Source organism: Actinocorallia longicatena, from assembly GCF_039534125.1.
Taxonomy (GTDB): domain Bacteria; phylum Actinomycetota; class Actinomycetes; order Streptosporangiales; family Streptosporangiaceae; genus Actinocorallia; species Actinocorallia longicatena.
The window spans coordinates 41,320-66,810 of sequence record NZ_BAAAUV010000009.1 but is presented as its reverse complement, the minus strand read 5'-3'; the positions used below and the strand labels follow the sequence as shown (position 1 = coordinate 66,810).

Here is a 25,491-nt window from a genome sequence, read left to right as displayed (position 1 = left end):
CCGGGAGGCGAGATGGCCGGTTACCACCACGGAGACCTGCGGCGGACCATCATGAGCGCGGCCGTGCAGGCGATCACCGAGTCGGGGACCGCCACCTGGAGCCTGCGCGAGCTGGCCCGCAGGGCGGGCGTCTCGCACGCCGCTCCGGCCCACCACTTCGGGGACCGGCGCGGCGTGCTGACGGCCGTCGCCGCCGAGGGCTTCACGCTCTTCGCCGACGCCCTGAGCCCCTTCCACGACGACCTGCTGGAGATGGGCGTCGCCTACGTCCGCTTCGCCACCGAGCACCCCGCCCACTTCGAGGTCATGTTCACCCCCACCCTCTACGACCCGGCCGACCCCGAGGTCGCGGCGGCCAGATCCCGCGCCGACGCCGCCCTCGCCGCGGGCGCGAGCACCCTGACCGGCGGCTCACCCCGCACGGACGCGATCGCCGCCTGGTCGATCGCTCACGGCTTCGCGAGCCTGTGGCTCAGCGGAGCCCTCCCGGACGACCTCGGCGCCACCCCGGACACCGCCGCCCGTCCCGTTCTGGAGGTCCTCTTCCGGGGGCGGATCCCCGATGGACCGTCCTGATCCGGTCAGGACCCGGAGGCGGTCTCGATGGCCTCGTCCAGGACGGCGCGGGAGCGGCGAAGGTCGGCGATCATGCGGTCGATCCGGACGCTTTTCGGCGAGCAGGGGATGGCGCGCTCGTTCGGGTCGCCGTCGGAGTCGCGGTGGCCGCCCGCCTGCCGGACCTCGGCGGCCTGAGCGCCGCCTGCCATCTCGCGGCAGCCGTGACCGCACTCGGCCTTCTCGCCCTCGCGGGGCTCCCCGGACCCGGTGGAGATGCGCCGCGCGTGCCCGATGCGGAGTAATTTGCGCAGTAAATGACAACCATGTGGTTCGCGGGAGCGTGTTACGGAGTGTGGCTGGCGTGGGTGGGAGGTTTACCTACCGGTAGGGGTTGATTAACCGGGTGGAAGCCTCATACTCCGGGCTAAGACGGACACGCTCCGGGCACGCGGCTGAGTCAAGATGGGTGTCAGGCACCCTGGGGAGGTTGGCGCATGCAGGCGATCAGCGTGAGGCAGCCCTACGCATGGGCCATCGCTCGCGGTCACCGACGGATCTCCAATCAGGAGGAGCCGACGGACTACCGTGGAACGGTCCTAGTTCATGCCGCCATGCGCGTTGATCTCGATTCCTGCGCCCTCCCGCAGGTCCGGGAGGCGGGCTGGAACCCCGACGATCCACTGGCCGCCCTCGGCGCCGTGATCGCGGTCGCCGAGGTCACCGACGTCTGCGGCGCCACGGCCGGGCGCCGTGACGCGGTCTGTGACTGCGGGTCGTGGGCGCGGCCCGGCGAATACCACTGGCGGCTGGGCGGCCTGCGGCCGCTCCGCCGGCCGATCATGGCCCTCGGGCGTCAGGGCGGGTTGTGGACTCCGCAGGATTCGCTCGTGGCGGACGTCCGGGCGATGTTGATCGAACCCCCTGTGCGCCCGGCGCTCATCGCTAACCGAACGTGACCTCATCCGCTGACCTGAGTTGACTTCTCCAGTCACCAGAGGACGGCCGGCGGCAGCAGCGAGGGGTCCGCGGCGGGCCACTCCAGCGGGGAGCCGAGGGGCACGAGGTACCCCATCTGCTCGACGAACCACGGCGAGGCGCTCGGGTCGTCCAGGAGGGCCCTGACGCCGTCCCAGTCCCGCCACGCGAACGCCTCGACCTCCGCCGGATCGCGGACCGGCTCGCCCGTCACCCGCCCCCGCACGACCGGGCACCACTCGTGCTCGACCACGCCGCGCATCTCCGCCCGGTAGACGAACTCCGGCAGGACGAGTGTGAGGTCCGTCACCGCCAGGCCGAGCTCGTCCTTGACGCGCCTGGTCACCGCCGCGCGCAGTGACTCGCCCGGAGCGGGATGCCCGCACGCGCTGTTGGTCCAGACCGAGGGGAAGCTGCGCTTGTCATGCGCACGCTGTGTCAGCAGAACCAGGCCGTCGGCGTTGACCAGGTAGGAGGAGAAAGCGAGATGGAAGGGTGTGTCCCCGTGGTGACTCTCCGCTTTGGGTGCTGTTCCGATGTCCTGTCCGGCTTCGTCCAGCAGGACGATTCGCTCTCCCATGGTGCTCATTCTTCCCCTCACTCCGCGTGCTCGGCCAACCGGCATTAAACTCTGCACAACCACTGGAAGCAGGGGCCTGCTTCGGGATGCGCATAGATCGTGGGCCTCATCGTCATAGGAGATGACCCGCTTGAGCCTGCTTGAGTCGATCAAGGGTCCGGAGGACCTGAAACGACTGGACGCCGAGCTGCTGCCGGAACTGCACGGGGAGATCCGGGGATTCCTCGTCGACGCCGTCGCCAAGACGGGCGGCCACCTCGGTCCCAACCTGGGCGTCGTCGAGCTCACGGTCGCGATCCACCGGGTCTTCGACTCGCCGCGCGACCGCATCCTGTTCGACACCGGCCACCAGGCCTATGTCCACAAGCTGCTGACCGGCCGCCAGGACTTCAGCGAGCTGCGCCGCAAGGGCGGCATCAGCGGCTACCCGTGCCAGGCCGAGTCCGAGCACGACGTCATCGAGAACTCGCACGCCTCGACCGCCCTGTCCTGGGCCGACGGCATCGCCAAGGCCTTCCAGGTCCGCGGCGAGACCGACCGGCACGTCATCGCGGTCGTCGGCGACGGCGCGCTGACCGGCGGCATGTGCTGGGAGGCGCTGAACAACATCGCCGCCGGGCGGGACCGCCCGGTCATCATCGTGGTCAACGACAACGGCCGCTCCTACTCCCCGACCATCGGCGGGCTCGCCAGCCATCTCGCCGACCTTCGCGTCACCCAGGGGTACGAGAAGGCGCTCGACCTGGTGAAACGGACCGTTCCCAGGGTCCCGGTCGCGGGCGAGCTGGCCTACGAGGCGCTGCACGGCCTCAAGAAGGGCCTCAAGGACATCCTGCAGCCGCAGGCCATGTTCGAGGACCTCGGCATGAAGTACGTCGGGCCCATCGACGGCCACGACGAGCAGGCGATGGAACGTGCCCTGCGCAAGGCCCGCGAGTTCGGCGCGCCGGTGATCGTCCACGCCATCACCAGCAAGGGCAAGGGCTATGCCCCCGCCGAGCAGAACGAGGAGGACAACATGCACGGCGCCGGGGTCTTCGATCCCGAGACCGGCAAGTCCGCCCCCAGCTCCAAGCCCGGCTGGACCAAGGTCTTCTCCGCCGAGATGGTGAAGATCGGCGCGGAGCGCCCGGACGTCGTGGGGATCACCGCGGCGATGCTGCATCCGGTCGGCCTGGCCGCCTTCGCCGACGCCTACCCCGACCGGATCTACGACGTCGGCATCGCCGAGCAGCACGCCGCCACCTCGGCGGCCGGGCTAGCGCTCGGCGGCCTGCACCCGGTCGTGGCGCTCTACGCGACCTTCCTCAACCGCGCCTTCGACCAGATGCTGATGGACATCGCCCTGCACAAGCAGGCCGTGACCTTCGTGCTGGACCGGGCGGGCGTCACCGGCGACGACGGCGCCTCCCACAACGGCATGTGGGACCTGTCGATCCTGTCGCTGGTGCCGGGGATGAAGGTGGCCGTCCCGCGCGACGGCACCCGGCTGCGAGAGCTCCTGCGCGCCTGCCTGGAGGTCACCGGAGGCCCGTCGGCGATCCGCTTCCCCAAGGGCCCGGTCTTCGAGGACCTCGAGGCGGTCGGCACCCTCGGCGGGATGGACGTGCTGTACGAGCGTCCCGGCAAGGACGTCCTGATCGTCGCGGTCGGCTCGATGACGGCCACCGCGGTCGGCGCGGCCGAGCGCCTGGTCGACCAGGGCATCGACGCGACCGTCGTCGACCCGCGATGGGTCAAGCCGCTCGACCCGGAGCTGGCCGGGGCCGCGGCGGGCCACAAGCTCGTCGTGGTGGTGGAGGACAACGGCCGCACCGGCGCGGTGGGCGACGCGGTCGCCCGTGAGCTGCGCGACAACGGCGTGGACGTGCCGATCCGCACCTACGGCATCCCGCAGGAGTTCCTCGACCACGCCTCGCGCGCGGAGATCCTCGGCACGATCGGGCTGACCCCGCAGGACCTGGCCAGGGAGATCACCGAGACGGTCGCCAAGGTGACCAACCGCAGGACCGCGAGGTCACGCGTCGCCGGTCGCTGACTTGTTACGGTGTGTGTTCGATAGAGCACACACCGTTGCAAGGAGCGTCGTGAGCACTCTGTTCCGCACGAAATCGGTCGAACAGTCCGTCCGGGAGACCGAGGAACCGGGGCACAGGCTCCGCCGCGACCTGTCCGCCCTCGATCTGACGGTCTTCGGGATCGGCGTGGTCGTCGGCACCGGGATCTTCGTGCTGACCGGCCGGGTCGCCAAGGAGTACGCGGGCCCGGCCGTGGCGCTGTCGTTCGTGTTCGCCGGGATCGTCTGCGCGCTCGCGGCGCTGTGTTACGCCGAGTTCGCCTCGACGGTCCCGGTCGCCGGATCGGCCTACACCTTCTCCTACGCCACGATCGGGGAGTTCCCGGCCTGGATCATCGGCTGGGACCTCATCCTGGAACTGGCGCTGGGCGCGGCGGTGGTCGCCGTCGGCTGGTCGGGCTACCTGGTCTCGCTGCTGGACAGCGCCGGGGTCCATCTGCCCGCGAGCCTGGCGGGGGAGCACGCGACCTTCAACATCCCGGCCGTGCTCATCGTCCTCGCCGTGACGGCCCTGCTCGTCCTGGGGGTCAAGATCTCCTCACGGGTCAACGCGATCATGGTCGCGATCAAGCTGAGCGTGATCGCCCTCGTCGTGATCGCCGGGCTGTTCTTCATCAACGCCGACAACTACAAGCCGTTCATCCCGCCGGCCCACAGCACCCCCGCGGTCGACGGCTGGAAGGCGCCGCTGCTCCAGGTCCTGTCCGGGGTCACCCCGGTGGCGTTCGGCTGGCTCGGCATCTTCGGCGCGGTCGCGATCGTCTTCTTCGCCTACATCGGCTTCGACGTCGTCGCCACCGCCGCGGAGGAGGCCCGCCGCCCGCAGCGCGACCTGCCCATCGGGATCATCGCCTCGCTGCTCATCTGCACCGCCCTGTACGTCGCGGTGTCGCTGGTGGTCGTCGGGATGCAGCACTACTCCGAGCTCAGCGAATCGGCGCCGCTCGCCGACGCCTTCAAGTCGGTCGGTCACCCGTTCTTCGCGACGCTCATCAGCGTCGGCGCCATCTTCGGCCTGACGACCGTCGTGCTCATCCTGCTGCTCGGCCAGAGCCGGGTGTTCTTCGCGATGAGCCGCGACGGCCTGCTTCCGCAGTGGCTCGCCGAGGTCCACCCGAGGTACGGCACCCCCGCCCGTTCGACGATCTTCATGGGAGTGGTCGTCGCGCTGCTCGCCGGGCTCATCCCGCTGTCGGCGCTCGCCGAGCTCGTCAACATCGGGACGCTCTTCGCCTTCGTGGTCGTCGCCATCGGAGTGATCGTCCTGCGCAGGACCCGTCCCGACCTGCCGCGCTCCTTCCGCACGCCGCTGGTCCCGCTGACCCCGATCCTGGCTGTCCTGGCCAGCGTGTTCGTCATGCTGAACCTGCCGGTCGAGACCTGGGTGCGGTTCTTCGTGTGGATGCTGATCGGCAGCGCCGTCTACTTCCTTTACGGGCGGCACCACAGCCGGGTCCAGGAACGGTCCGAAAACAGCGGCCGTGTCGTGATCTGACCCCGGCTGGTACTGCGAATTTGGTTGCGGGCACAATGCCCGGTGTGACGGACTTTACGGTTGCAGTGGTCGGAGCCGGTCCCGCGGGGCTGTACGCTGCCGAAGCCCTCGTCAAAGGTGGCGTGAAGGTCGACGTGATCGACCGGCTGCCCACCCCCTACGGGCTCGTGAGGTACGGCGTCGCGCCGGACCACAAGTCCATCAAGGCCATCGCGAAGTACCTGCAGAAGGTGCTGGAGCAGCCGGGAGTGCGCTTCTTCGGCTGCGTCGAGCTCGGCCGCGACGTGACCAGGGACGAACTGCTGTCCTGCTACGACGCGGTCGTCTACTGCACGGGCGCGATGGTGGACCGGCGGCTCGGGCTGCCGGGCGAGGACCTGCCCGGCTCGATCGCCGCGACCGACTTCGTGAACTGGTACTGCGGCCACCCCGACGCCGCCGGGCACGACTTCGACCTGTCGGTCGAGGAGGTCGCGGTGATCGGCGTCGGGAACGTCGCGGTCGACGTGGTCCGGATCCTCGCCAAGACGGCCGGGGAACTGCGCGAGACCGACATCCCCGAGCACGTCCTGGACGCCCTGGGCCAGTCGAAGGTCCGGCGGATCCACCTGATCGGCCGCCGCGGCCCCGCGCAGGCCAAGTTCACCACCAAGGAGGCGCGGGAGCTCGGCGAGCTGCACCACGCCTCGATCCACGTCCGCCCGGAGGACATGGAGCTGTCCGAGGCCGACGCCGAGCTCGCCGCCGCCGACCGGCACGTGCGCGGCAACATCGCCGCCATGGCGGCCTGGACCACCCCGCCGGTCGAGGCCCTGCGCCACATCGACCTGCGGTTCTGGCTCGCGCCCGTCGAGATCATCGGGACGGAGAAGGTCGAGGGGCTCAAGCTGGAGCGGACGGAGCTGGTGGACGGGAGGGTCGTCGGCACCGGTGTCCACGAGACGCTGCCCGTCGGGGCGGTCGTCCGGTCGGTGGGCTACCGGAGCGTCCCGCTGGCGGGGGTCCCGTTCGACGAGCGCGCCTCGGTGATCGTGAACGAGCGCGGCCGGATCGCCGACGGCGAGTTCACGGCGGGCTGGATCAAGCGCGGCCCGTCCGGTGTGGTGGGCACCAACAAGTCCGACGCGGCCGAGACGGTCCGCGAGGTGCTGGCCGGACTGGGCGCCAGGCCGAGGCCGGAACAGGACCTGGAAGTCCTCCTGACATCCCGCGGTGTCCAATTCGTCACCTATTCACATTGGTTGGGACTGGACGCGGCGGAAGTGTCACTGGCAGCATCTCTGGCACGCGGTGAACGCGTGAAGCTGGGCACATGGGAAGCGATGCGCTCGGCTTGCAGTCAGGGGTGACGACAACCGAATAAGGGCCATCGGGGGCAGAAGAGAACCACAACCCAGGAAGTGGTGCAGCGTGACCGTCCTCGACAGCCACCGCAGCGACGCCAGGCACCCGGTCGTCGCGGCTCGTTACGGTTTTCCCCACATCTCCGAGCTGCGCTGGCTGGGCGCCGACTACGCGGCCCTGCTGGTCCATGATCTGAATCAGGGCCTGCTCCGCCAGGATCCCCGCACGCTGCTGCGGGGCGTCAGGTGCGAGGCGAATCCGCGGCTGACGACCGTCGCCGCGGACCGGGGCGTGCTCCGGGCGCAGGACGTCTCCTTCTCGCTCGAACTGCTCCTCTGCGACGGCCTGGGCCGTTCGTGGCGGCTGCGCGGCCGCTGGACCTACTGCGGCCGCGACCTGGGGACGCCCTTCGCGGGCGTCACCCATTTCTGGGAGCTTCTGACGGCCGAGGTCGTCTGACCGTCAGATCCCTTTCGGTCTGCTCGCCCGGACCGATGCACCACACGCGATTCGCGCGACCATTCGGGCCAATGGCCACAAACACGCTGGTCGGACGGGATGGGATGCAGGGAAGTGGGTACGCGACCATGGCCATCACGCTAGGTTTCGCGATGTGACAGGCGGACCGGCGTTGTACGGCTTCCCTCCGCCCGACCAGCTGCCGCAGCTGCGCTGGCTCGGCCCGGACTATGCGGCCATGCTCGCCTTCGATCTCGGACAGGGCCTCGTCCGGCAGGACGAGGGCACCCACGTGCTGGCCGTCCGGTGCGAGAGCGAGCCGTTCCTCAAGACCGCCACCATCGACATGGCGGGCATCATCCGCGCCCACGACGCCGCCTTCTCCATCGAGGTCCTGCTGTCGGACGGCGCCCACCGCAACTGGCGCCTGCGGGGCCGCTGGACCTATGTCGGTCGTGATCTGGGCACCGCCCTCGCCCATGTCACCCACTACTGGGAGCTGTTCACCGCCGACCTCGTCTGACGCGCGAAGCCGCGATGGCCGGATCGGGCCACGGGGCGGGAAAGGGGTCAGGGGCGGCGGTCGAGGATGGCGATGAGCTCCTCCGGATCGAGGGTCCACGCGGTGGCGCGCCATTTGCCCGAGCAGTCGCAGGCGGCGTCCATGCACGCGTTGGAGCAGTCCTCCGGCGGGGCCGTCAGACCCGGTTTGGCGGTCTCCGCCAGGACCCGGGCGTCGGCCAGCCGGCCGTCCTGCCGGAGCCCCGTGTTCTCCCGCCGCAAGGCCCTGAGCTCGGCCTGCGCCAGGAGTAGCCGCTGCTCGTACATCCCGGCGACCCGCTCGACCACCTCCTGCTCGTGCATCGGGAGCACCGCCGCCAGCACCTTCTCGATCACCAGCGGAGTCTCCGCCACGGCCATCCCCCTCAGCGCCGCGACGGCCGCCCGGTAGAGATCGTCCGGTACGCCTTCTGGAACCACATGTCCTCCTGAGACCACGCTTCTACCCAGATTGCGTGATCGTTCGCCGGGAAACGTGATCGTTCTCCAGGAAAGACGAAAAGCGCCCCGCGATGTACGCGGGGCGCCCTTCGTGCGCCGAACCCGGTGACCCCCCAGCCCCGGTCCCGGCTGGTCTTTCCCACTCCTCGTTCCCGATGGGTCCAACGGTCCCGGTCCCCTGCGGGTTCCCGGTGTGACCGGGATCTCAGTAACGGGGGGCCGCAGGGTAACCTGGTGTGACGTACATGGAAATCGGGGGATTTCGTGGATGCTTTTGAGCTTGCGGTCCTGCGACGGCCGCGGACCTTCCCTGCTGTGTCCCTGGTGATGCCGACGCACCGGCGCCGCCCGGAGAACCAGCAGGACCGAGTGCGGCTGAAGACGCTGCTCGACCAGGCACGGCACCGCCTCGAGGGCCTGGACCTCGAGCGGGGGGTCGCCGAGGAGATCATCGACAATCTCGAGAAGGCCGCGGGGCAGGTCGACTTCGAGCACGTCGCCGAGGGTCTGGTGCTGCTCGCGGCGCCCGGAGGGGAGAGTCACGCCTTCGTGCTGCCCCGGGTCTCGGTGGCCGAGCGGGTGATCATCGATGACACCTTCGCGACCCGCGACCTGGTCGCGATGTTCGAGTCGACGTGGAAGTACTGGGTCCTGGTCCTGTCCGAGCAGCCCACCCGGCTGTGGAGCGGCGACGGCGAGCGCCTGGAGGAGGTGGCGAACGCCCTGTTCCCGCTGGAGTTCGAGGACTCCCTCCCCGACGAACGGGGGACGACGCCCACCCAGCCCAAGCAGTTCCGCATCCAGGACGACCGGCGCATGCAGTTCTTCCGCGACGTCGAACGGCACCTCACGGAGGTGGTCCGCCAGGACGACCGGCCGATCATCGTGCTGGGGGTCCCGCGCTACCTGACCTACTTCGGCGACCTCGCCGACGGGCCGGTCGCCAGGTCGGTCATCGGCACGGTCGAGGGCAGTTACGACACGGCGTCGGCGCCGGAGCTCGCCCAGCTCGTCGGGCCCGTCCTGGAGGCCGAGCACCGGCGGGTCCAGGAGCGCGCCGTCGCCGAGCTCGACGGGGCCAGGTCGGCCAAGCTGTACGCGGGCGGCCTGGAGGAGACCTGGGAGCTGGCCTCACAGGCCAGGATCGCCCACCTGATCGTCGAGGAGGGCTTCTTCGCACCGGCCCGCGCCCACGACGGCCGGCTCTACCCCGCGGACGGCACCGAGGGCGACTTCGTCAACGACGCCGTCGACGACCTGATCGAGGCCACGCTCAACGGCGACGGCAGGGTCACCTTCGTCCCCGACGGCGCCCTGGCCGCCGAGGACCGCATCGCCGCGGTCCTGCGCTTCTAGGGTCTGCGGCCGGGACGGTCAGACGGCCGTCCCGGCCAGGGCCCCGAGGCCGTAGGTGATCGCCGAGGCGAGGGCGACGATGAGGAGCTGGCGCAGCGCGGTCCACCACCAGGAACGGTCGGACTGCAGGCCCAGGAAGCCGCCGACGGCCAGGCTCGCCGCGCCCGTCAGCACCGCCGACAGGACCACGGCGGCCGTGCCCTCGGTGAAGAACCACGGAACCAGCGGCACGAAGGCGCCGACGCCGAAGAGCAGGAGCGAGCTGAGCGCCGCGGTGACGGGGGAGCCGCCGTCGTCGGGCGTCACCCCGAAGATCACCCGGCTGGCCACGGTCGGGCCGGAACCCGCGAGGGTGACCTCCTCCTCGGCCCGGCGCGCGGTCCTCCGGTCGAGGCCGAAGCCGCGCAGGCCGCGGGAGAAGCGGGCGAACACCGCCGGCGGGGACAGCTCCCACGCCCGCCGCAGGTCGCCGTCCATGCTCTCGGCGATCTCCTTCTGGCTGCGGACCGAGACCCACTCGCCCGCCGCCATCGACAGCGCGCCCGCGAGCAGGCTCATCAACCCGGTCAGCCGCACCGTCGAGGCCTCGGTGTGCGCGCCCACGACCCCGAGGATCAGGCACAGATTGGTCACCAGGCCGTCGTTGACGCCCAGCACCGCCGCCCTGATGCCGCCGCCCGCGACCCGCTCAGCGGTCTTCTCGGCCGCGTCCAGGGCGTGCTCGGCGGCCCGGCCGTCGTCCTCGGACGCCGTGGCGGGATCCCAGTGGGGTGCCAGCCGGGCCCAGTCCGTTTCGTCCACCTCTCGGGTGTGCCCGCGGATGATCACGATGAACCGGCCCGGAAACGGAAAAGGCGCCCCGTGCCCAGAGGCACGAGGCGCGCTTTCCGACGCCGACCCTGGTAACCCCCCAGTCCCCGGGCCGGCTGGTCTTTCTCCCCTATCCCACTGATGCAACGCCGGGGGAGAGGAAGTTGTTCCCGGCGACCTTGGCCGATACGCCGGTCCGGTCCAGGTACGGCGTGATGCCGCCCAGGTGGAACGGGTAGCCCGCGCCCATGATCAGGCACAGGTCGATGTCCTCGGCGGCCGCCACGACGCCCTCGTCGAGCATCAGGCGGATCTCCTGGGCGAGGCCCTCGAGGGCCCGCTGGAGGACCTGCTCCTCGGTGGACGGGCGGTCGCCGCCCTTGAAGATCTCCACGGCCTCGGGGTCGAGGGTGAAGTCGGGCAGGTAGACCCCGGACTTGCCGGACTCCACGAACCGCCGGAACTTCGGGCTGACCGGGAAGCGCTCGGGGAACGCGCCGTGCAGCGTCTCGTTGACGTGCAGGGCGATCGCCGGGCCGACGAGGCCCATGAGGATGAACGGGCTCATCGGCAGGCCCAGCGGGGCGGCGGCCCGCTCGGCGACGTCGATCGGGGTGCCCTCCTCGACGGCGCCGATGAATTCGGCCATCAGGCGCAGCAGGACGCGGTTGACCACGAAGGCCGGGGCGTCCTTGACCAGCACGCAGGACTTCTTGAGCGTCCTGCCGACCGCGAAGGCCGTCGCCAGGGTCGCGTCGTCGGTGCGGTCCGCGCGGACGATCTCCAGCAGCGGCAGGACCGCGACCGGGTTGAAGAAGTGGAAGCCGACGACCCGCTCGGGGTGCTCGAGCTTCGAGGCCATCTCCGAGATCGACAGCGAGGAGGTGTTGGTCGCCAGGACGCAGGTCTCGGAGACGACGGCCTCGACCTCGGCGAACACCTTCTGCTTGACCGACATCTCCTCGAAGACCGCCTCGATCACGAAGTCGGCGTCGGAGAAGGCGTCCTTGGTCAGGGAGCCCCTGATCAGCGCCTTGAGCCGGTTGGCCCGGTCGGCGTTGATCCGGCCCTTCTTCGCCAGCTTGTCGACCTCGCCGTGGGCGTAGGCGACGCCCTTGTCCAGGCGGGCCTGGTCGAGGTCGGTCATGACGACCGGGACCTCGAGGCGCTGGGCGAACAGCAGGGCGAGCTGCCCGGCCATGAGGCCAGCGCCGACGACGCCCACCTTGGTGATCTTGCGGGCGAGCGCCTTGTCCGGGGCCCCGGCGGGCCGCTTGGCGCGCTTCTGGGTCAGGTCGAAGGCGTACAGGCCGGCGCGGAGCTCGTCGGTCATGATGAGGTCGGCGAGCGCCTCGTCCTCGGCGGCGAAGCCCTCGTCGCGGGTGCGGTTCTTCGCCTCGCGGACCAGCTCGAGGGCGCGGACGGGCGCGGGGGCCGCGCCGTGCAGCTTGCCCTCCAGGACGAACCCGGCCATGTCGACCGCGTTGTCCCAGGCCTCGCCCTTGTCGACCGCGGGACGCTCGACCACGAGCTCGCCGGTGATCACCCGTGCGGCCCAGCTCAGGGACTCCTCGAGGAAGTCGGCGCCGTCGAAGACCGCGTCGGCGATGCCCAGGTCGAAGACCTGCTGGCCCTTGATCATGCGGTTCTGCGCGAGCGGGTTCTCGATGATCAGCTTGAGGGCCTTCTCGGCGCCGATCAGGTTCGGGAGCAGGTAGGTGCCGCCCCAGCCGGGGACCAGGCCCAGGAAGGTCTCGGGCAGCGCGAACGCCGGGATGCTCCGCGACACGGTCCGGTAGGTGCAGTTGAGGCCGACCTCGACGCCCCCGCCCATGGCCGCGCCGTTGTAGAACGCGAACGAGGGCACGGTCAGCTCGCCGAGGCGGCGGAACACGTCGTGGCCGAGCTTGCCGATGGCCAGCGCGTCCGCCCGCGACGTGATCAGCGGGACGCCCTTGAGGTCGGCGCCGACGGCGAAGATGAACGGCTTGCCGGTGACGCCCACGGCCGCGAGGTCGTCGCGCTCGGCGACGGCGTCGAGGGCGGCGTTCAGCTCGGCCAGCCCGGCCGGGCCGAAGGTGTTCGGCTTGGTGTGGTCGAAGCCGTTGTCCAGGGTGATCAGGGCGAGCGTGCCGGCGCCGTGGGGCAGCTTGACGTCGCGGACGCGGGCGTGGGTCACGACCTCGTCGGAGAAGATCTCGTTGATGCCGCTCACTTCTGCGCGCCTTCCCAGTTCACGTTCTCCCAGAGAACAGTTCCGCCCATGCCCATGCCGACGCACATCGTGGTGAGGCCGTAACGGACGTCCGTCCGCTCCTCGAAGTGGCGGGAGAGCTGGTTCATCAGCCGGACGCCGGAGGAGGCCAGCGGGTGGCCGACCGCGATGGCCCCGCCCCACGGGTTCACCCGCGGGTCGTCCTGGTCGATCTTGAAGTGGTCGAGGAAGGCGAGCACCTGGACCGCGAAGGCCTCGTTGATCTCGAACAGGCCGATGTCCTCGATCGACAGGCCGTTGCGGGCCAGCAGCTTCTCGGTCGCGGGGACCGGGCCGATGCCCATGACCTCGGGTTCGACGCCCACGAAGGAGTAGTCGACCAGGCGCATCCGGGCGGTGAGGCCCAGTTCGGCGGCGACGTCCTCGGCGACGAGCAGGCAGGCCGTCGCGCCGTCGTTGAGACCGGCCGCGTTGCCGGCGGTGATGTTCCCGGCGGCCCGGAACGGGGTCTTCAGGGAGGCCAGGGACTCCAGGGTGGTGCCGGGGCGCGGCGGCTCGTCCTCGGTGGCCAGGCCGTAGCCCTTCTCGGCCGAGCGGACGGCCGTCGGGACGAGGTCCGGCTGGACCTTGCCCGCGGCGTAGGCGGCGGCGAGCTTCTCCTGGGAGCGCACGGCGTAGGCGTCGCACCGCTCCTTGGTGACCTCGGGGTACCGGTCGTGCAGGTTCTCGGCGGTCAGGCCCATCACCAGCGCGGACGGGTCGACGAGCTTGTCGGCCAGGAAGCGCGGGTTGGGGTCGACGCCCTCGCCCATGGGGTGGCGGCCCATGTGCTCGACACCGCCGGCGATCACGGCGTCGTAGGCGCCGAAGGCGATCCCCGACGCGGTGGTCGTCACGGCGGTCATCGCACCGGCGCACATGCGGTCGATCGCGAAACCGGGCACGGACTTGGGCAGCCCGGCCAGCACGGCGGCGGACCGCCCGATGGTCAGTCCCTGGTCGCCGATCTGGGTCGTCGCGGCGATGGAGACCTCGTCGACGCGCTCGGGCGGTAGGCCCGGGTTCCGCCGGACGAGCTCACGGATGGCGCGGACGACCAGGTCGTCGGCGCGGGTCTCGGCGTAAAGGCCCTTGGGGCCGGCCTTGCCGAACGGCGTGCGGACGCCGTCGACGAACACGACGTCACGTGCGATACGAGGCACGATCAGGTCTCCCTAGAGGTCAAGGCTCGGATGCCAACGATGCTACTCGCTGGTAACAGACCATGCTACTAGTCAGTAACCACTGACAAATGACGTGCCGTTCCGGGTTATTTGGCGCATTTCCTACTTGTCCGGCGAGCCGGGCCTGGTTAGCGTGGCGGAACAGTCACCGGGAGGAAACGGTGGTGCACGCCAGACCTGAGTACCGGCCGGGATTCCGGCGCCGTCTCGGCAACACGATGGATCTCGGGTTCGTCCTGATGGGCTCGGGCGTGTTGCGGATGCTGCGCCCCTGGCGGACCCTGCGCGCGCTCGGCGCCCTGCACGCGTGGGGCACGACACTCGCCGGGCTGTCCAAGGCCGCCTCGATCAGTCAGCCGAACAAGATCGCGATCATCGACGACGCGGGTTCGGTCACCTACGCCGACTTCGACGAGCGCACCGACCGGCTGTCCGGGGCGCTGCCCCTCCAGGGCCCCAGGCCCCGGGTGGGGATCATGTGCCGCAACCACCGGGCGTTCGTCGAGACGCTCGTGGCGTGCAGCAAGCGCGGCGCCGAGACCGTCCTGCTGAACACCGGATTCGGCCCTGGCCAGCTCCGGTCGATCATGACCGAGCTGCGCATGGACGTGGTCGTCGCCGACGCCGAGTTCGCGGCCGTCCTGTCCTCCTGCCCGGCCCACCTCCGCAAGGTGGTCATCTGGGCGGACGTCCCCGCCGCCGCGGGCGCCGAGACCCTCGACCAGCTCATCGCCGAGGCCTCCGGCGATCCGGTGATCCCGCCGAACACCCAGGGCCGCACGATCATGCTGAGCTCCGGCACCGGCGGCCGTCCCAAGGGCGCGCGGCGCAGGCCCAAGCCCGGGATGCGCCCGCTGGCCTCGATGCTGTCGCGGATCCCGCTGCGCAACCGCCAGACCTTCGTGGTCGACGCCCCCGTCTTCCACACCTGGGGGTTCGCGGCCCTCCAGATCGGCTTCGCCCTGCGCTCCACGATCGTCCTGCACCGGCGGTTCGACCCCGAGCAGACGCTCGGCGAGCTGGAGCGCCAGAAGCGCAGCGCCCTCTTCGCCGTCCCGGTCATGATCCAGCGGATCATGGAGCTGCCGCAGGAGACCCGCGACGGCTACGACACCCGCGGCCTGCGGATCACGGCCCTCAGCGGCTCCGCGCTCCCCGGCGACCTCGCCCACCGCTTCATGGACGCCTTCGGCGACCGCCTCTACAACGTCTACGGCTCGACCGAGGCCTCCTGGGTGTCGATCGCCGGCCCGAAGGAACTGCGGATCAACCCCGGCACCGCCGGACGCCCCCCGCGCGGCACCTCGGTCCTGATCATCAACGACGAGGGCAAGCGCGTCCCCCGGGCCACGATCGGCCGGATCTTCGCCGCCAACGAGAACGTCTTCGAGGGCTACACCAGCGGCGAGCCGACCGACTCGCTGAACGGCCTGCTGTTCACCGGCGACCTCGGCCATCTCGACGCCCGCGGCATGCTCTACGTCGACGGCCGCCACGACGGCCTGGTGGTCTCGGGCGGCGAGAACGTCGTCCCGCGGGACGTCGAGGACGTCCTGTCGCGGCTGCCCGGCATCCTCGAGGTCGCCGTCACCGGCGTCCCCGACGACGAGTACGGGCAGCGGCTGGCCGCCTACATCGTGCTGCGCACCGGGGTGGTCATGACCGAGAAGACGGTCCGCGAGTACATCCGCGAGCAGGTCGCCCGCTACGCCGTCCCGCGCGACGTCTTCTTCATCACCGAGCTGCCCCGCAACGCCACCGGCAAGATCGTCTACCGCTGGCTGTCCGGCATGCAGTCGGGCCGCATGCGCACCCCCGAGGGCCGGGTCACCTTCTGGACCGAGCCCAAGGCGGTCCAGCCCCTCGCCGCCGCCCCGACCGTCCTGGACTAGGCCCTAGACCGGGGCCGCAGAAGCGTTCCCCGAGGGCTGTGCCGCGGGCGGTGAGGCCGCGGGGAAGCGCAGGATCGTCAGCAGGCCGCCGCCCTCGGGGCGGGCGTGGGTCTCCAGGGTGCCGCCGTGCGCCCTGACCACGGAGCGGACGATGGACAGGCCCAGGCCCGCGCCCTTCTTCGACCCGGTGCGGTCGGGCCGCAGCCGGCGGAAGGGCTCGTAGATCGTGTCCAGGGCGTGGCTGGGGACGGTCGCGCCGGTGTTCTCGACCCGGACGACCGACCAGCCGTGCTCCTGCCAGGTGCTGATCCAGATCCGGCCGTCGGGGAGGTTGTAGCGGGCGGCGTTCTCCAGCAGGTTGGCGACGCAGCGTTCGAGCAGGACGGGTTCGCCGGCGGTCGCCGCCGGGCTGAGCCGCCGTTCGACCAGGACGCCGTCGGGGACGGCCAGATCGTCCAGGGAGCTGGCGGCCAGCTCGGACAGGTCCACCGGGACGCGCTCCTGCGGCTCGTTCTCCGAGCGGGCCAGCAGGAGCAGGCCCTCGATGAGGCGCTCGTGCCGTGAGGTGGTCTCCAGCAGCGTCCCGGCGAGGATCTTCGTCTCCTCCGGGGTGGACCTCCTGGCCAGCGCCACCTCCAGGACGGTCCTGTTGATCGTCAGCGGGGTGCGGAGCTCGTGGCTGGCGTTGGCGACGAACCTGCGCTGGGAGTCGAAGGCGAGATGCAGCCGGTCGAGCATGGCGTCGAAGGTGTCGGCGAGATCCTTGATCTCGTCGCTCGGCCCCTCCAGCGCGATCCGCTCGTGCAGTGAGCTGTGCGACAGGCGCTGCGCGGTCGCGGTGATCTTCGCCAGCGGCCGCAGCATCCGCCGGGCCACGAGATGGCTGACCAGCAGCGCGACCACCGCGAAGATCAGGAAGATGATCAGGGAGCTCTGCACGAGGGCGCTCAGGGCGTCCTGCTTGCGGCCCGCCACGTCCCTGGCGACCGCGTTGTCGACATAGCTCTGGATCCTGTTCGGCGCGGGCCGCTCGTCACCGCCCGAGGCCGGGAAGGGCACGTCGGGGCCCGGGCGGAGGCCGTCCGAGGGCAGCATGACCTGGACCTTGCCGAAGGAGTTGTTGATGGTCCGGACGGACTGGAGGTAGGTGACGGTGACGAGGGCGGCCGCCATCGCCAGCACGAGCCCGCCGTAGATCAGGGTCAGCCGGGTCCTGACGCTCAGCCGCACAGCCGGTACCCCGCTCCCGTGACGGTCTCGATGGCCTGCGGCGCGCCCAGCTTCTTGCGCAGCGTGGCCATAGCGACCCGCACGATGTTGCTGAACGGATCGATGTTCTCGTCCCAGGCCCGGTCGAGCAGGTCCTCGGCGCTCAGCACCCCCCCTTCGGCCCGCAGCAGTTCCTCGAGGACCGCGAACTCCTTGTTGGTGAGCTGGAGCGGCCGGCCGTCGCGGGAGGCGGTCCGCTTGTGCGGGTCGAGCCGGATCCCGCCCCGCTCCAGGACGGGCGGGAGCGGCGGGGCGGTCCGCCGGGCCAGCGACCGGATCCGGGCGACGAGCTCGGCGAACACGAACGGCTTGCCGAGGTAGTCGTCGGCGCCCAGGCCCAGGCCGTCGATGCGGGAGCCGACCTCGGAGGCGGCGGTCAGCATCAGGATCCGGGCGGGGGTCCTGCGGGCGGCCAGCGAGCGGCAGACCTCGTCGCCGTGCACGACGGGCAGGTCCCGGTCGAGCACGATCACGTCGTAGTCGATGTAGGAGGCCAGCTCCAGCGCGGTCCCTCCGTCGAGCGCGATGTCGACGGCCATCGCCTCCTCGCGCAGCCCCTCGGCGATGGCGCCCGCGAGGATCTCCTCGTCCTCGACGACCAGCACGCGCATGTTTCCTCCCCGCCATTGTCCCCGCTCAGAATGCACCAGGCCGGGTTAAGCCGCTATAAGGCGGCTAATGCGCTGTTAATCGATGACTCGCTGGAATGTCGGCAACCCCAGGAAAGGGATGAGACATCATGCGATCGATGTGGGCGCTACCGCTGGCGGCTCTGGCCCTCTGCACGCTCTCTGCCTGCGGAGACAAAGGCGGCGACGACGGTGTGGCCAGCCTGAACAAGGGCGGGGCCACCCCGTCCGCCAGCGCGACCCCCTCGCTCAGCGAGGAGGACGCCAGGGTGAAGTTCGAGCAGTGCATGCGCGACAACGGCGCGAAGCTCCAGAAGACCCCGGACGGGAAAGGGATGGCTTTCGGCGGTGGAAAGGGGGACATGAAAAAGACCGAGGCGGCGATGAAGAAATGCCAGCCGATCCTCGCGCAGGGCGGTATCGCCCCGCCGGACGCCAACGATCCGGCCGTCCGCGACGCTCTGGTCAAGTTCGCCCAGTGCATGCGCGAGCACGGGGTCAAGATGCAGGACCCGGGGGCCAACGGCGAGCTGAAGATCGAGGGGCCGCCGCGCGGCGGCGAGGGGGGCCCGGGCAAGGACCCGAAGGTCGAGACCGCCAACAAGGAGTGCGCGAAGCTGCTCCCCAACGGAGGCGGGCCCATGACGCGCAAGGAGGAGAAGTGAGGCGGCGGCGCGCCCTGGCGGCCGGGGCCGTCGTGGTCGCCGCCTCCGGCGGCGGGCTCTTCGCCGTCCTCCAGGACGGCAGTACCCAGCCCGCGGCCGCCAAGAGCGTGAAGACCGCCGACATCGAGCGGGGCGACCTGGTCGACACCGAGAACGTCGACGGCACCCTCACCTACGGAGACGAGCGGAACCTGACCGCGGGCCCGGCGGGCGTCGTCACCTGGACGCCCGCCGAGGGCGCGATCGTCAAGCGGGGCAAGTCCCTCGCGAAGATCGACGGCAGCCCCGTCACCCTGATGTACGGCCGGATCCCGATGTACCGGCAGCTCGGAAGCGGCACCGAGGGCAAGGACGTCAAGCAGCTCGAGGCCAACCTGAAGGCCCTCGGCTACGGCGACGACCTGACCGTCGACGAGGACTACACCTCCGCGACCGCCTCGGCCGTGCGCGAGTGGCAGGAGGACCGCGGCCTCGACGAGACCGGGACGGTCACCGCCGACCAGATCGTCTTCCAGCCGGGCGCGGTCCGCGTCAAGGAGGTCAAGACGGCGGTGGGCGCGCGCGGCCCGGCCGGCTTCTCGGTCACCGGCACCACCCGCACGGTCCACGTCGACCTGGTCGCCACCGCGCAGAACCTGGCCAGGCTGGGGGCGAAGGCCACGGTCAACCTGCCCTCGGGCGACTCCTTCGACGGCCGCATCACCACGGTCGGAACGGTCGCCAAGAAGGTGTCCCAGGACTCCGAGGAGACCGTCGACCTGGAGATCTCCCTCGGCAAGGCGAAGACCGGCAGGATCGACCAGGCCCCGGTCACGGTCGATCTCGAGAGCGAGCGCCGCAAGAACGTCCTGTCCGTTCCGGTGGAGGCCCTGATCGCCCTGTCGGAGGGCGGTTTCGGGGTCGAGGTGTCGGAGAACGGCGCGACCCGGCTGACGGGCGTCGAGCTGGGCGTCTTCGGCGACGGCCGGGTCGAGGTCGAGGGGGAGGGCCTCAAGGAGGGCATGAAGGTGACGGTCCCCCATGGCTGAGCGGGGCGAGCCGATCGTGGAGCTGAAGGGCGTCACGAAGTCCTACGGGAGCGTGGAGGTGCTGAAGGGCGTCGACCTGCTGATCAGGGCGGGCGAGCTGACCGCGATCGTCGGGCCGTCGGGGTCGGGCAAGTCGACCCTGCTGCACATGATCGGGACCCTGGACCTGCCGACCTCGGGGGAGGTGCGGATCGCGGGCCACGAGGTGGCGGGGCTGAGCGACGGCGAGCTCTCGGCGCTCCGCGCCCGGCACCTGGGCTTCGTGTTCCAGCAGTTTCATCTCGCCCACGGGATCAGCGCGCTCGACAACGTCGCCGACGGCCTGCTGTACGGGGGCGTGCCGATCGCCGAGCGGCGTGAGCGGGCGGCCGCCGCGCTCGAACGGGTGGGCCTCGGCCACCGCAAGACGCACAAGCCGCACGAGATGTCGGGCGGTGAGCAGCAGCGCGTCGCGGTGGCCAGGGCGGTCGTCGGCGATCCGGAGCTGCTCCTGGCCGACGAGCCGACCGGCAATCTGGACTCGGTCAACGGCGAGGAGGTCCTCAGGGTGCTCACCGACCTGAACGACGCGGGCACCACGATCGCGATCATCACACACGACCAGGAGATCGCGGCGCGCACGCCCCGGCAGGTCCACGTCCGCGACGGGCTGGTCCAGTGAGGCGCCGGGCGAAGGGCGGGAGCGGGCTGCGCCCGGCCCGGCTGCGCGGCGGCGACACCCTGCGGGTCGGCGCGGCGGGACTGCGGTCCCGGCCGATCCGGGTGGTCCTGTCGGCGCTGGGCATCGCGATCGGCATCGCCACGATGGTGTCGGTCATCGGGATCTCGGCCTCCAGCAAGGAGCAGCTCCTGCGCCGCCTCGACACCCTCGGCACCAACCTCCTGACGGTCAGCGCCGGAAAGTCGATCTTCGGTGACGACTCCAAGCTGCCGGAGGAGTCGGTCGCGATGGTCGGGCGGATCAAGCCGGTGCTCAGCGTCGCGGGCGTCGGGGACACGGGCAAGACCGTCCGCCGCACCAGCAAGATCGACGAGACGGTCACGGGCGGGCTGGCCGTGCTGGCCGCCACCCCCGATCTGCTGAAGACCCTGGACGGCACGGTGGTCACCGGCAAGTACCTCACCGCGACCGCCTATCCCGAGGTGGCGCTGGGGGACAAGGCCGCCGAGCGGCTCGGCGTGCACTCGGTGGGCGTCCGGGTGTGGATCGGCAAGCGCTGGTTCACCGTGGTCGGCATCCTCGGCTCGATCGAGCTGGCACCGGAGATCGACCGGTCGGTCCTCGTCGGCTGGGACGCCGCCGAGACCTACCTGGGCTTCGACCGGCACCCGACCACGCTCTACGAGCGCTCCACCGACGCCTCGGTCGAGGCCGTCCGCGGGGTGCTCGGCCGGACCGTCAATCCGGAGAACCCCGAGGAGGTCACCGTCAGCAGGCCCTCGGACGCGCTCCAGGCCAAGGCGGAGGCGTCCGGCGCCTTCACCGGGCTGCTGCTGGGGCTCGGCGCGGTCGCGCTGCTCGTCGGCGGCGTCGGGGTCGCCAACACCATGGTCATCTCGGTGCTGGAGCGCAGGAAGGAGATCGGGCTGCGGCGCTCCCTCGGGGCGACGCGCGGCCAGGTCCGGCTCCAGTTCCTGACCGAGTCGCTGATGCTGTCGGCGCTGGGCGGGCTCGCGGGGGCGGTCCTCGGCGCGCTGGCGACCTTCGGCTACGCCACGTGGAAGGACTGGCCCCCGGTCGTCCCGCTGTGGGCGGTCGCCGGGGGAGTGGGGGCGACCCTGGCGATCGGCACCTTCGCCGGGATCTATCCGGCGATGCGGGCGGCCCGGCTCTCCCCGACGGTCGCCCTGACCGCGTGAGGGCCCTCCGCCCGCCGGTGCGGCCCGTCCCCGGCGCCTGCTGTCAGGCGCTGGTGACGGGCTGCTTCTTCGGCGCCGGCCGCAGGAACAGGTACATCACCGGGACGAGGTAGGCGAACCACATGACGAGCTGGAGCCAGGTGATGATCGGGGTGACGTTCAGGACGCCCTGGAAGACCGTCTGCAGCCACTTGCCGGCCTCGCCGAGCTCGGCGAAGAACTCCGACGGCTTCAGCGCCACGGAGTTCAGGCCGGGCAGGACGTCGGCCTCTTGGAGGTCGTGGAAGCCGTAGCCGAGCACGCCCGCCGCGACGACGATCAGCGCGGCGCCCGTCCAGGTGAAGAACTTCTTGAGGTTGAGGTTCAGCCCGCCCCGGTACAGCAGGTAGCCCAGCACGACGGCCGTCAGCAGGCCCACGACGGCGCCGGAGACCGGCTCGACCGCGGAGCCGTTGGAGTGGGTGATGTTGGTCCACAGGAACAGGGCGGTCTCCAGGCCCTCGCGCCCGACCGACAGGAACGCCACGATCGCCAGCGCCCGGGGGCCCATGTCGATGGCGTCGTCGAGCCTGCCCTCGAGCTCGGCCTTGATGCCCCGGGCGGCCTTGCGCATCCAGAAGACCATCCAGGTGACCAGCCCGACCGCGACGATCGACAGGATGCCGCCGGTCAGCTCCTGGATCTTGAAGTGGTTCTCCTGGTCGACCAGGTACTGCAGGGCGAGCGCGAAGGCGACGCTCAGCGCGACGGCCGCGAGGATGCCCGTCCAGACCGGGATCAGGGCCTTCCGGTTCCCCGTCTTCACCAGATAGGCGATGAGGATCGAGACGACCAGGGCCGCTTCGAGGCCCTCACGCAGGCCGATGAGGAAGTTGCCGAGGAACACGGGGACACTCCGGGGGATCGATCAGGGACGTTGTCGGGGATTAGGTTTGGCTAACCTCATGCCCAGTATGGCCCTGATCGACCGAACTGCCTAGCACGGTCCAGGTGAGAAGCGTCTAAGTCTGGGGTGCTTCGATGCCCTTGGCGTCCAGGCGCTGCCAGGCCTTGGCCAGGGGGATCGCGACCAGGTCGGCCTGCCAGGCGCGGGCGCCGAGGCCCGACAGCGCCGCCGAGACGCTGTCCCCGGCGATGTCCCCGGGCGGCGACCACGACAGGCGCCGGACGGCGTCCGGCTGGAGCAGGTTCTCGCTCGGCAGGTGGTGTTCGTCGGCCAGTGCGGCCACGACCGTGCGGGCGCTGCTGAGGCGGGCCGCGGCGACCGGGTCGCGCTCGGCCCAGCGGTGCGCGGGCGGCGGGCCGTCGCCGGGCAGGTTCTGGTCGGGCAGCCGGGAGTCGGGCAGCGCCCTGGCCCGCGACACGGCCCGCAGCCACTGGGTGGTGTGCCGGCGGGCGTTGCGGCCCTTGACGGCCGGGATGAGGAACAGGTCGGCCATGGTGCGCGGCTGGTTCAGCGCCATCTCGGTGATCGCGTTGTCGGGCAGCACCCGGCCGGGGGACAGGTCGAGCTCCCTGGCGATCTCCTCGCGGGTCTCCCAGACCTCACGGACGATCGCGAGGGCCCGCCGGTTGCGGACCCGGTGGATCCCGGACGTGCGCCGCCACGGGTCCTGGCGTGGCTGCTTGGGCGGGGCGTCGACGATGGCGGCGAACTCCTGGAGCGCCCAGTCGAGCTTGCCGGTCGCGACCAGCTCCTCGTGGAGGGCGTCGCGGAGGTCGACGAGGAGCTCGACGTCGAGGGCGGCGTAGCGCAGCCAGTCCTCGGGCAGCGGCCTGGTCGACCAGTCGGCCGCCGAGTGGCCCTTCTCGAGGGCGTAGCCGAGGATCGACTCGACCATGGCGCCCAGCCCGACCCGCGGATGGCCCAGCAGGCGCCCGGCGAGCTCGGTGTCGAACAGGTTCCGGGGCGCCATGCCCAGCTCCAGCAGGCACGGAAGGTCCTGGTTGGCCGCGTGGAGGACCCACTCGACATCGGCCAGGGCCCGGTTCAGGTCGTTCAGGTTCGGGCAGGCCACCGGGTCGATCAGCGCGGTCCCGGCCCCCTCGCGGCGGAGCTGGATCAGGTAGGCGCGCTGGCCGTAGCGGTAGCCCGACGCCCGTTCGGCGTCGACCGCGACCGGCCCGGTGCCCGCGAGGAACGCGGCCACCACGGCGTCGAGGTCCCGGTCGGTCGCCACGACGGGCGGGATGCCCTCGCGCGGTTCCAAAAGCGGCAACGCTGCCGCCTGCTCCTGACCTTCGTCCACCTAGCTACCGTACGTCCTTCAGCTCGCTGACTCCGCGCGGGGGGAGGCCCGCGGCCATGCACATGACCTCGGTCCACGCCAGGACGTGGGGGGCGAGATCGTCTCCCGTCGGGGACCAGGATGCCCTGAGTTCGAGCTCCGTGGTGGAGGGTTCGTCCTGCTTCTCGCCGAAACTCTCCGAAACGGCCCGGGTGATCGTCCCGGACTCGACCGCCGCCCCGGCCGATTCCAGGGCCTCCATGAGCCAGCTCCAGGCGACCGTCCCGATGAGGGGGTCCTCGGCCATCTCCGGTTCCAGGTCGGCGCGCACGTAGGCGACGAGCCGGAACGTTCCGTGCCAGCCGCTGCGCCCGGCCGGATCGAACAGCAGGATCAGCCGGCCGACCGCCAGCTCGTTGTCGTCGCGGACCACGGCGGCCGAGACCGCGGCCGCGTGGGGGGCGAGCCGCTGGGGGGCGGGCATCTCCTCGAACTCGAGCTCAGGCCGCTCCGGGTCGCCGGTCAGGGCGGCGGAGAAGGTGTCGAGGGCCCGCAGGAACTCGGTCGGGGGAGTCATCTGCCGAGCGTAGGTCTCCGATGGGCCGGAAGGCGGTGATGCCACGCCGGTAGGGCTCTGGGGCGAAGGGGGCACGTTTGAAAGTGACACATCTGGGACGAGAATGGTGGGAATTTTAACGGCGTGTCCCGAATCTCCCTACGAACGGCTTCCGGACCCCGGCGCTGCGCTCCCCGGAGTTCGTGGGACCATCGGACGCATGCCAGCAGAAGAGTCCACGTTCCTGCGCGCCTGCCGCCGTCAGCCCGTCCCGCACACGCCGGTGTGGTTCATGCGCCAGGCGGGCCGTTCGCTGCCCGAGTACCTGCGGGTCCGCGAGGGAACCGCGATGCTGGAGGCCTGCGCCACACCGGACCTCATCGTGGAGATCACGATGCAGCCCGTCCGCCGGTACGCCGTCGACGCCGCGATCTTCTTCAGCGACATCGTGGTGCCCCTCAAGGCCATCGGCATCGACCTGGACATCAAGCCCGGCGTCGGCCCGGTCATCGCCGACCCGATCCGCGACAGGGCCGCGGTGTCCCGGCTGCGTCCCCTGACGCCCGATGACGTCCCCTACGTCTCCGACGCCATCAAGGGCCTGGTCGGCGAGCTCGGCCACATCCCCCTGATCGGCTTCGCCGGCGCGCCGTTCACGCTGGCGTCCTACCTGATCGAGGGCGGGCCCTCCAAGAACCACGACCACACCAAGGCCATGATGTACGGGGCCCCGGACCTGTGGTTCTCCGTGCTCGACGCCCTCGCCGACATCACGATCACGTTCCTGCAGACCCAGATCGACGCGGGCGTCAGCGCGATCCAGCTCTTCGACTCCTGGGTCGGCGCCGTCGCCCCGGAGGACTACCGCGAGTTCGTCTTCCCGCACACCAAGAAGATCTTCGACGCCATCGGCGACCAGGTTCCGAAGATCCACTTCGGGGTCGGGACGGGTGAGCTCCTCGGGCAGCTCGGCGAGACCGGCGCCGACGTCGTGGGCGTCGACTGGCGCGTCCCCCTGGACGAGGCCGCCCGGCGCGTCCCGGCGGGCAAGGCGCTCCAGGGCAACCTCGACCCGGCGATCCTGCTGGCCCCCTGGGAGGTCGTCGAGGAGCGCACCCGCGAGATCCTGCGCCGCGGCCGCACCGCCGAGGGCCACGTGTTCAACCTCGGCCACGGCGTGCTGCCCAGCACGGACCCCGAGCAGCTGCGGCGCCTGGCCGATTTCGTGCACACCGAGTCGGCCAGGCTCGCCGCCGAGGGGTAGGGGCGG

25 protein-coding genes are annotated in these 25,491 nt (G+C 70.8%); 14 read left to right on the top strand and 11 right to left on the bottom strand.

From position 1 onward, the window contains the following. Positions 1 to 12 precede the first annotated feature (12 nt). Positions 13 to 576, top strand: coding sequence for a TetR/AcrR family transcriptional regulator (locus ABD785_RS19910; protein WP_344830334.1), 564 nt, complete (start codon positions 13 to 15; stop codon positions 574 to 576). 5 nt (positions 577 to 581) lie between these two features. Here ABD785_RS19910 and ABD785_RS19905 read toward each other — a convergent pair whose 3' ends face one another. Further along, positions 582 to 767, bottom strand: coding sequence for a hypothetical protein (locus tag ABD785_RS19905; protein ID WP_344830332.1), 186 nt, complete (start codon positions 765 to 767; stop codon positions 582 to 584). Between the two features lie 402 nt (positions 768 to 1,169). Here ABD785_RS19905 and ABD785_RS19900 point away from each other — a divergent pair, with 402 nt between their 5' ends. After that, on the top strand, positions 1,170 to 1,514 hold the full coding sequence (locus ABD785_RS19900) for a hypothetical protein (protein ID WP_344830330.1): 345 nt from the start codon (positions 1,170 to 1,172) through the stop codon (positions 1,512 to 1,514). A gap of 32 nt (positions 1,515 to 1,546) precedes the next feature. Here the strand turns inward: ABD785_RS19900 and idi are convergent, their stop codons facing one another. Continuing rightward, entirely contained in the window at positions 1,547 to 2,113 is a 567-nt protein-coding gene (gene idi, locus ABD785_RS19895) for an isopentenyl-diphosphate Delta-isomerase (RefSeq protein ID WP_344830328.1), read from the bottom strand. Between the two features lie 130 nt (positions 2,114 to 2,243). On the opposite strand from idi, the gene dxs reads away from it, so the two are divergent. From dxs to ABD785_RS19870, 5 genes are all read left to right on the top strand, one after another. Next, on the top strand, positions 2,244 to 4,151 hold the full coding sequence (gene dxs, locus ABD785_RS19890; RefSeq protein WP_344830325.1) for a 1-deoxy-D-xylulose-5-phosphate synthase: 1,908 nt from the start codon (positions 2,244 to 2,246) through the stop codon (positions 4,149 to 4,151). Between the two features lie 49 nt (positions 4,152 to 4,200). Continuing rightward, positions 4,201 to 5,685, top strand: coding sequence for an amino acid permease (locus tag ABD785_RS19885; RefSeq protein WP_344830321.1), 1,485 nt, complete (start codon positions 4,201 to 4,203; stop codon positions 5,683 to 5,685). Positions 5,686 to 5,720: 35 nt separating this feature from the next. Further along, complete coding sequence (locus tag ABD785_RS19880; RefSeq protein WP_344830318.1) at positions 5,721 to 7,034, top strand: FAD-dependent oxidoreductase; 1,314 nt, start codon at positions 5,721 to 5,723, stop codon at positions 7,032 to 7,034. Positions 7,035 to 7,095: 61 nt separating this feature from the next. Next, on the top strand, positions 7,096 to 7,488 hold the full coding sequence (locus tag ABD785_RS19875) for a hypothetical protein (RefSeq protein ID WP_344830315.1): 393 nt from the start codon (positions 7,096 to 7,098) through the stop codon (positions 7,486 to 7,488). A 154-nt stretch (positions 7,489 to 7,642) separates the two neighbouring features. Further along, complete coding sequence (locus ABD785_RS19870) at positions 7,643 to 8,011, top strand: hypothetical protein (protein WP_344830311.1); 369 nt, start codon at positions 7,643 to 7,645, stop codon at positions 8,009 to 8,011. A gap of 47 nt (positions 8,012 to 8,058) precedes the next feature. Here ABD785_RS19870 and ABD785_RS19865 read toward each other — a convergent pair whose 3' ends face one another. Beyond that, positions 8,059 to 8,469, bottom strand: coding sequence for a hypothetical protein (locus ABD785_RS19865; protein WP_344830309.1), 411 nt, complete (start codon positions 8,467 to 8,469; stop codon positions 8,059 to 8,061). Positions 8,470 to 8,805: 336 nt separating this feature from the next. Between ABD785_RS19865 and ABD785_RS19860 the strand changes: the two genes are divergently transcribed. Further along, complete coding sequence (locus tag ABD785_RS19860) at positions 8,806 to 9,846, top strand: baeRF3 domain-containing protein (protein ID WP_344830307.1); 1,041 nt, start codon at positions 8,806 to 8,808, stop codon at positions 9,844 to 9,846. Between the two features lie 18 nt (positions 9,847 to 9,864). Here the strand turns inward: ABD785_RS19860 and ABD785_RS19855 are convergent, their stop codons facing one another. The 3 genes from ABD785_RS19855 to ABD785_RS19845 all read right to left on the bottom strand — a co-directional run bounded on the left by ABD785_RS19855 (position 9,865) and on the right by ABD785_RS19845 (position 14,073). Next, on the bottom strand, positions 9,865 to 10,647 hold the full coding sequence (locus tag ABD785_RS19855) for a VIT1/CCC1 transporter family protein (protein ID WP_344830304.1): 783 nt from the start codon (positions 10,645 to 10,647) through the stop codon (positions 9,865 to 9,867). A 139-nt stretch (positions 10,648 to 10,786) separates the two neighbouring features. After that, on the bottom strand, positions 10,787 to 12,871 hold the full coding sequence (locus ABD785_RS19850; protein ID WP_344830302.1) for a 3-hydroxyacyl-CoA dehydrogenase NAD-binding domain-containing protein: 2,085 nt from the start codon (positions 12,869 to 12,871) through the stop codon (positions 10,787 to 10,789). After that, positions 12,868 to 14,073 (bottom strand): thiolase family protein, encoded by a 1,206-nt coding sequence (locus tag ABD785_RS19845; protein ID WP_344830300.1) that lies wholly within the window; start codon positions 14,071 to 14,073, stop codon positions 12,868 to 12,870. The genes ABD785_RS19850 and ABD785_RS19845 overlap by 4 nt, the downstream gene beginning before the upstream one ends. A gap of 185 nt (positions 14,074 to 14,258) precedes the next feature. On the opposite strand from ABD785_RS19845, the gene ABD785_RS19840 reads away from it, so the two are divergent. After that, on the top strand, positions 14,259 to 15,986 hold the full coding sequence (locus tag ABD785_RS19840) for an AMP-binding protein (protein WP_344830297.1): 1,728 nt from the start codon (positions 14,259 to 14,261) through the stop codon (positions 15,984 to 15,986). Positions 15,987 to 15,989: 3 nt separating this feature from the next. On the opposite strand, the gene ABD785_RS19835 is transcribed toward ABD785_RS19840, so the two are convergent. Both ABD785_RS19835 and ABD785_RS19830 read right to left on the bottom strand, forming a co-directional pair. Continuing rightward, positions 15,990 to 17,216, bottom strand: a complete 1,227-nt coding sequence (locus ABD785_RS19835) for a sensor histidine kinase (RefSeq protein WP_344830296.1) — start codon at positions 17,214 to 17,216, stop codon at positions 15,990 to 15,992. Next, positions 17,207 to 17,866 (bottom strand): response regulator transcription factor, encoded by a 660-nt coding sequence (locus ABD785_RS19830; protein WP_344830295.1) that lies wholly within the window; start codon positions 17,864 to 17,866, stop codon positions 17,207 to 17,209. Before ABD785_RS19830 ends, ABD785_RS19835 begins: the two co-directional genes overlap by 10 nt. A 128-nt stretch (positions 17,867 to 17,994) precedes the next feature. Between ABD785_RS19830 and ABD785_RS19825 the strand changes: the two genes are divergently transcribed. The 4 genes from ABD785_RS19825 to ABD785_RS19810 are packed head-to-tail and all read left to right on the top strand — an operon-like array spanning position 17,995 to position 21,437. Continuing rightward, positions 17,995 to 18,549 carry a hypothetical protein gene (locus tag ABD785_RS19825; protein WP_344830293.1) on the top strand — a complete coding sequence of 185 codons (555 nt, stop codon included), beginning with the start codon at positions 17,995 to 17,997 and terminating at the stop codon, positions 18,547 to 18,549. Beyond that, positions 18,546 to 19,577 (top strand): peptidoglycan-binding protein, encoded by a 1,032-nt coding sequence (locus tag ABD785_RS19820; RefSeq protein WP_344830291.1) that lies wholly within the window; start codon positions 18,546 to 18,548, stop codon positions 19,575 to 19,577. Before ABD785_RS19825 ends, ABD785_RS19820 begins: the two co-directional genes overlap by 4 nt. Continuing rightward, positions 19,570 to 20,238 (top strand): ABC transporter ATP-binding protein, encoded by a 669-nt coding sequence (locus ABD785_RS19815; protein WP_344830288.1) that lies wholly within the window; start codon positions 19,570 to 19,572, stop codon positions 20,236 to 20,238. The genes ABD785_RS19820 and ABD785_RS19815 overlap by 8 nt, the downstream gene beginning before the upstream one ends. After that, entirely contained in the window at positions 20,235 to 21,437 is a 1,203-nt protein-coding gene (locus tag ABD785_RS19810; protein WP_344830285.1) for an ABC transporter permease, read from the top strand. Before ABD785_RS19815 ends, ABD785_RS19810 begins: the two co-directional genes overlap by 4 nt. A 43-nt stretch (positions 21,438 to 21,480) precedes the next feature. On the opposite strand, the gene efeU is transcribed toward ABD785_RS19810, so the two are convergent. The 3 genes from efeU to ABD785_RS19795 form a co-directional block, all read right to left on the bottom strand. Then, positions 21,481 to 22,323 (bottom strand): iron uptake transporter permease EfeU, encoded by an 843-nt coding sequence (gene efeU / locus ABD785_RS19805; protein WP_344830283.1) that lies wholly within the window; start codon positions 22,321 to 22,323, stop codon positions 21,481 to 21,483. Between the two features lie 115 nt (positions 22,324 to 22,438). After that, complete coding sequence (locus ABD785_RS19800; RefSeq protein ID WP_344830281.1) at positions 22,439 to 23,686, bottom strand: ribonuclease D; 1,248 nt, start codon at positions 23,684 to 23,686, stop codon at positions 22,439 to 22,441. A gap of 4 nt (positions 23,687 to 23,690) precedes the next feature. Further along, positions 23,691 to 24,242 (bottom strand): DUF3000 domain-containing protein, encoded by a 552-nt coding sequence (locus ABD785_RS19795; protein WP_344830278.1) that lies wholly within the window; start codon positions 24,240 to 24,242, stop codon positions 23,691 to 23,693. A gap of 199 nt (positions 24,243 to 24,441) precedes the next feature. On the opposite strand from ABD785_RS19795, the gene hemE reads away from it, so the two are divergent. Then, positions 24,442 to 25,485 carry a uroporphyrinogen decarboxylase gene (gene hemE, locus ABD785_RS19790; RefSeq protein WP_344830276.1) on the top strand — a complete coding sequence of 348 codons (1,044 nt, stop codon included), beginning with the start codon at positions 24,442 to 24,444 and terminating at the stop codon, positions 25,483 to 25,485. The last annotated feature ends 6 nt before the right edge of the window (positions 25,486 to 25,491 follow it).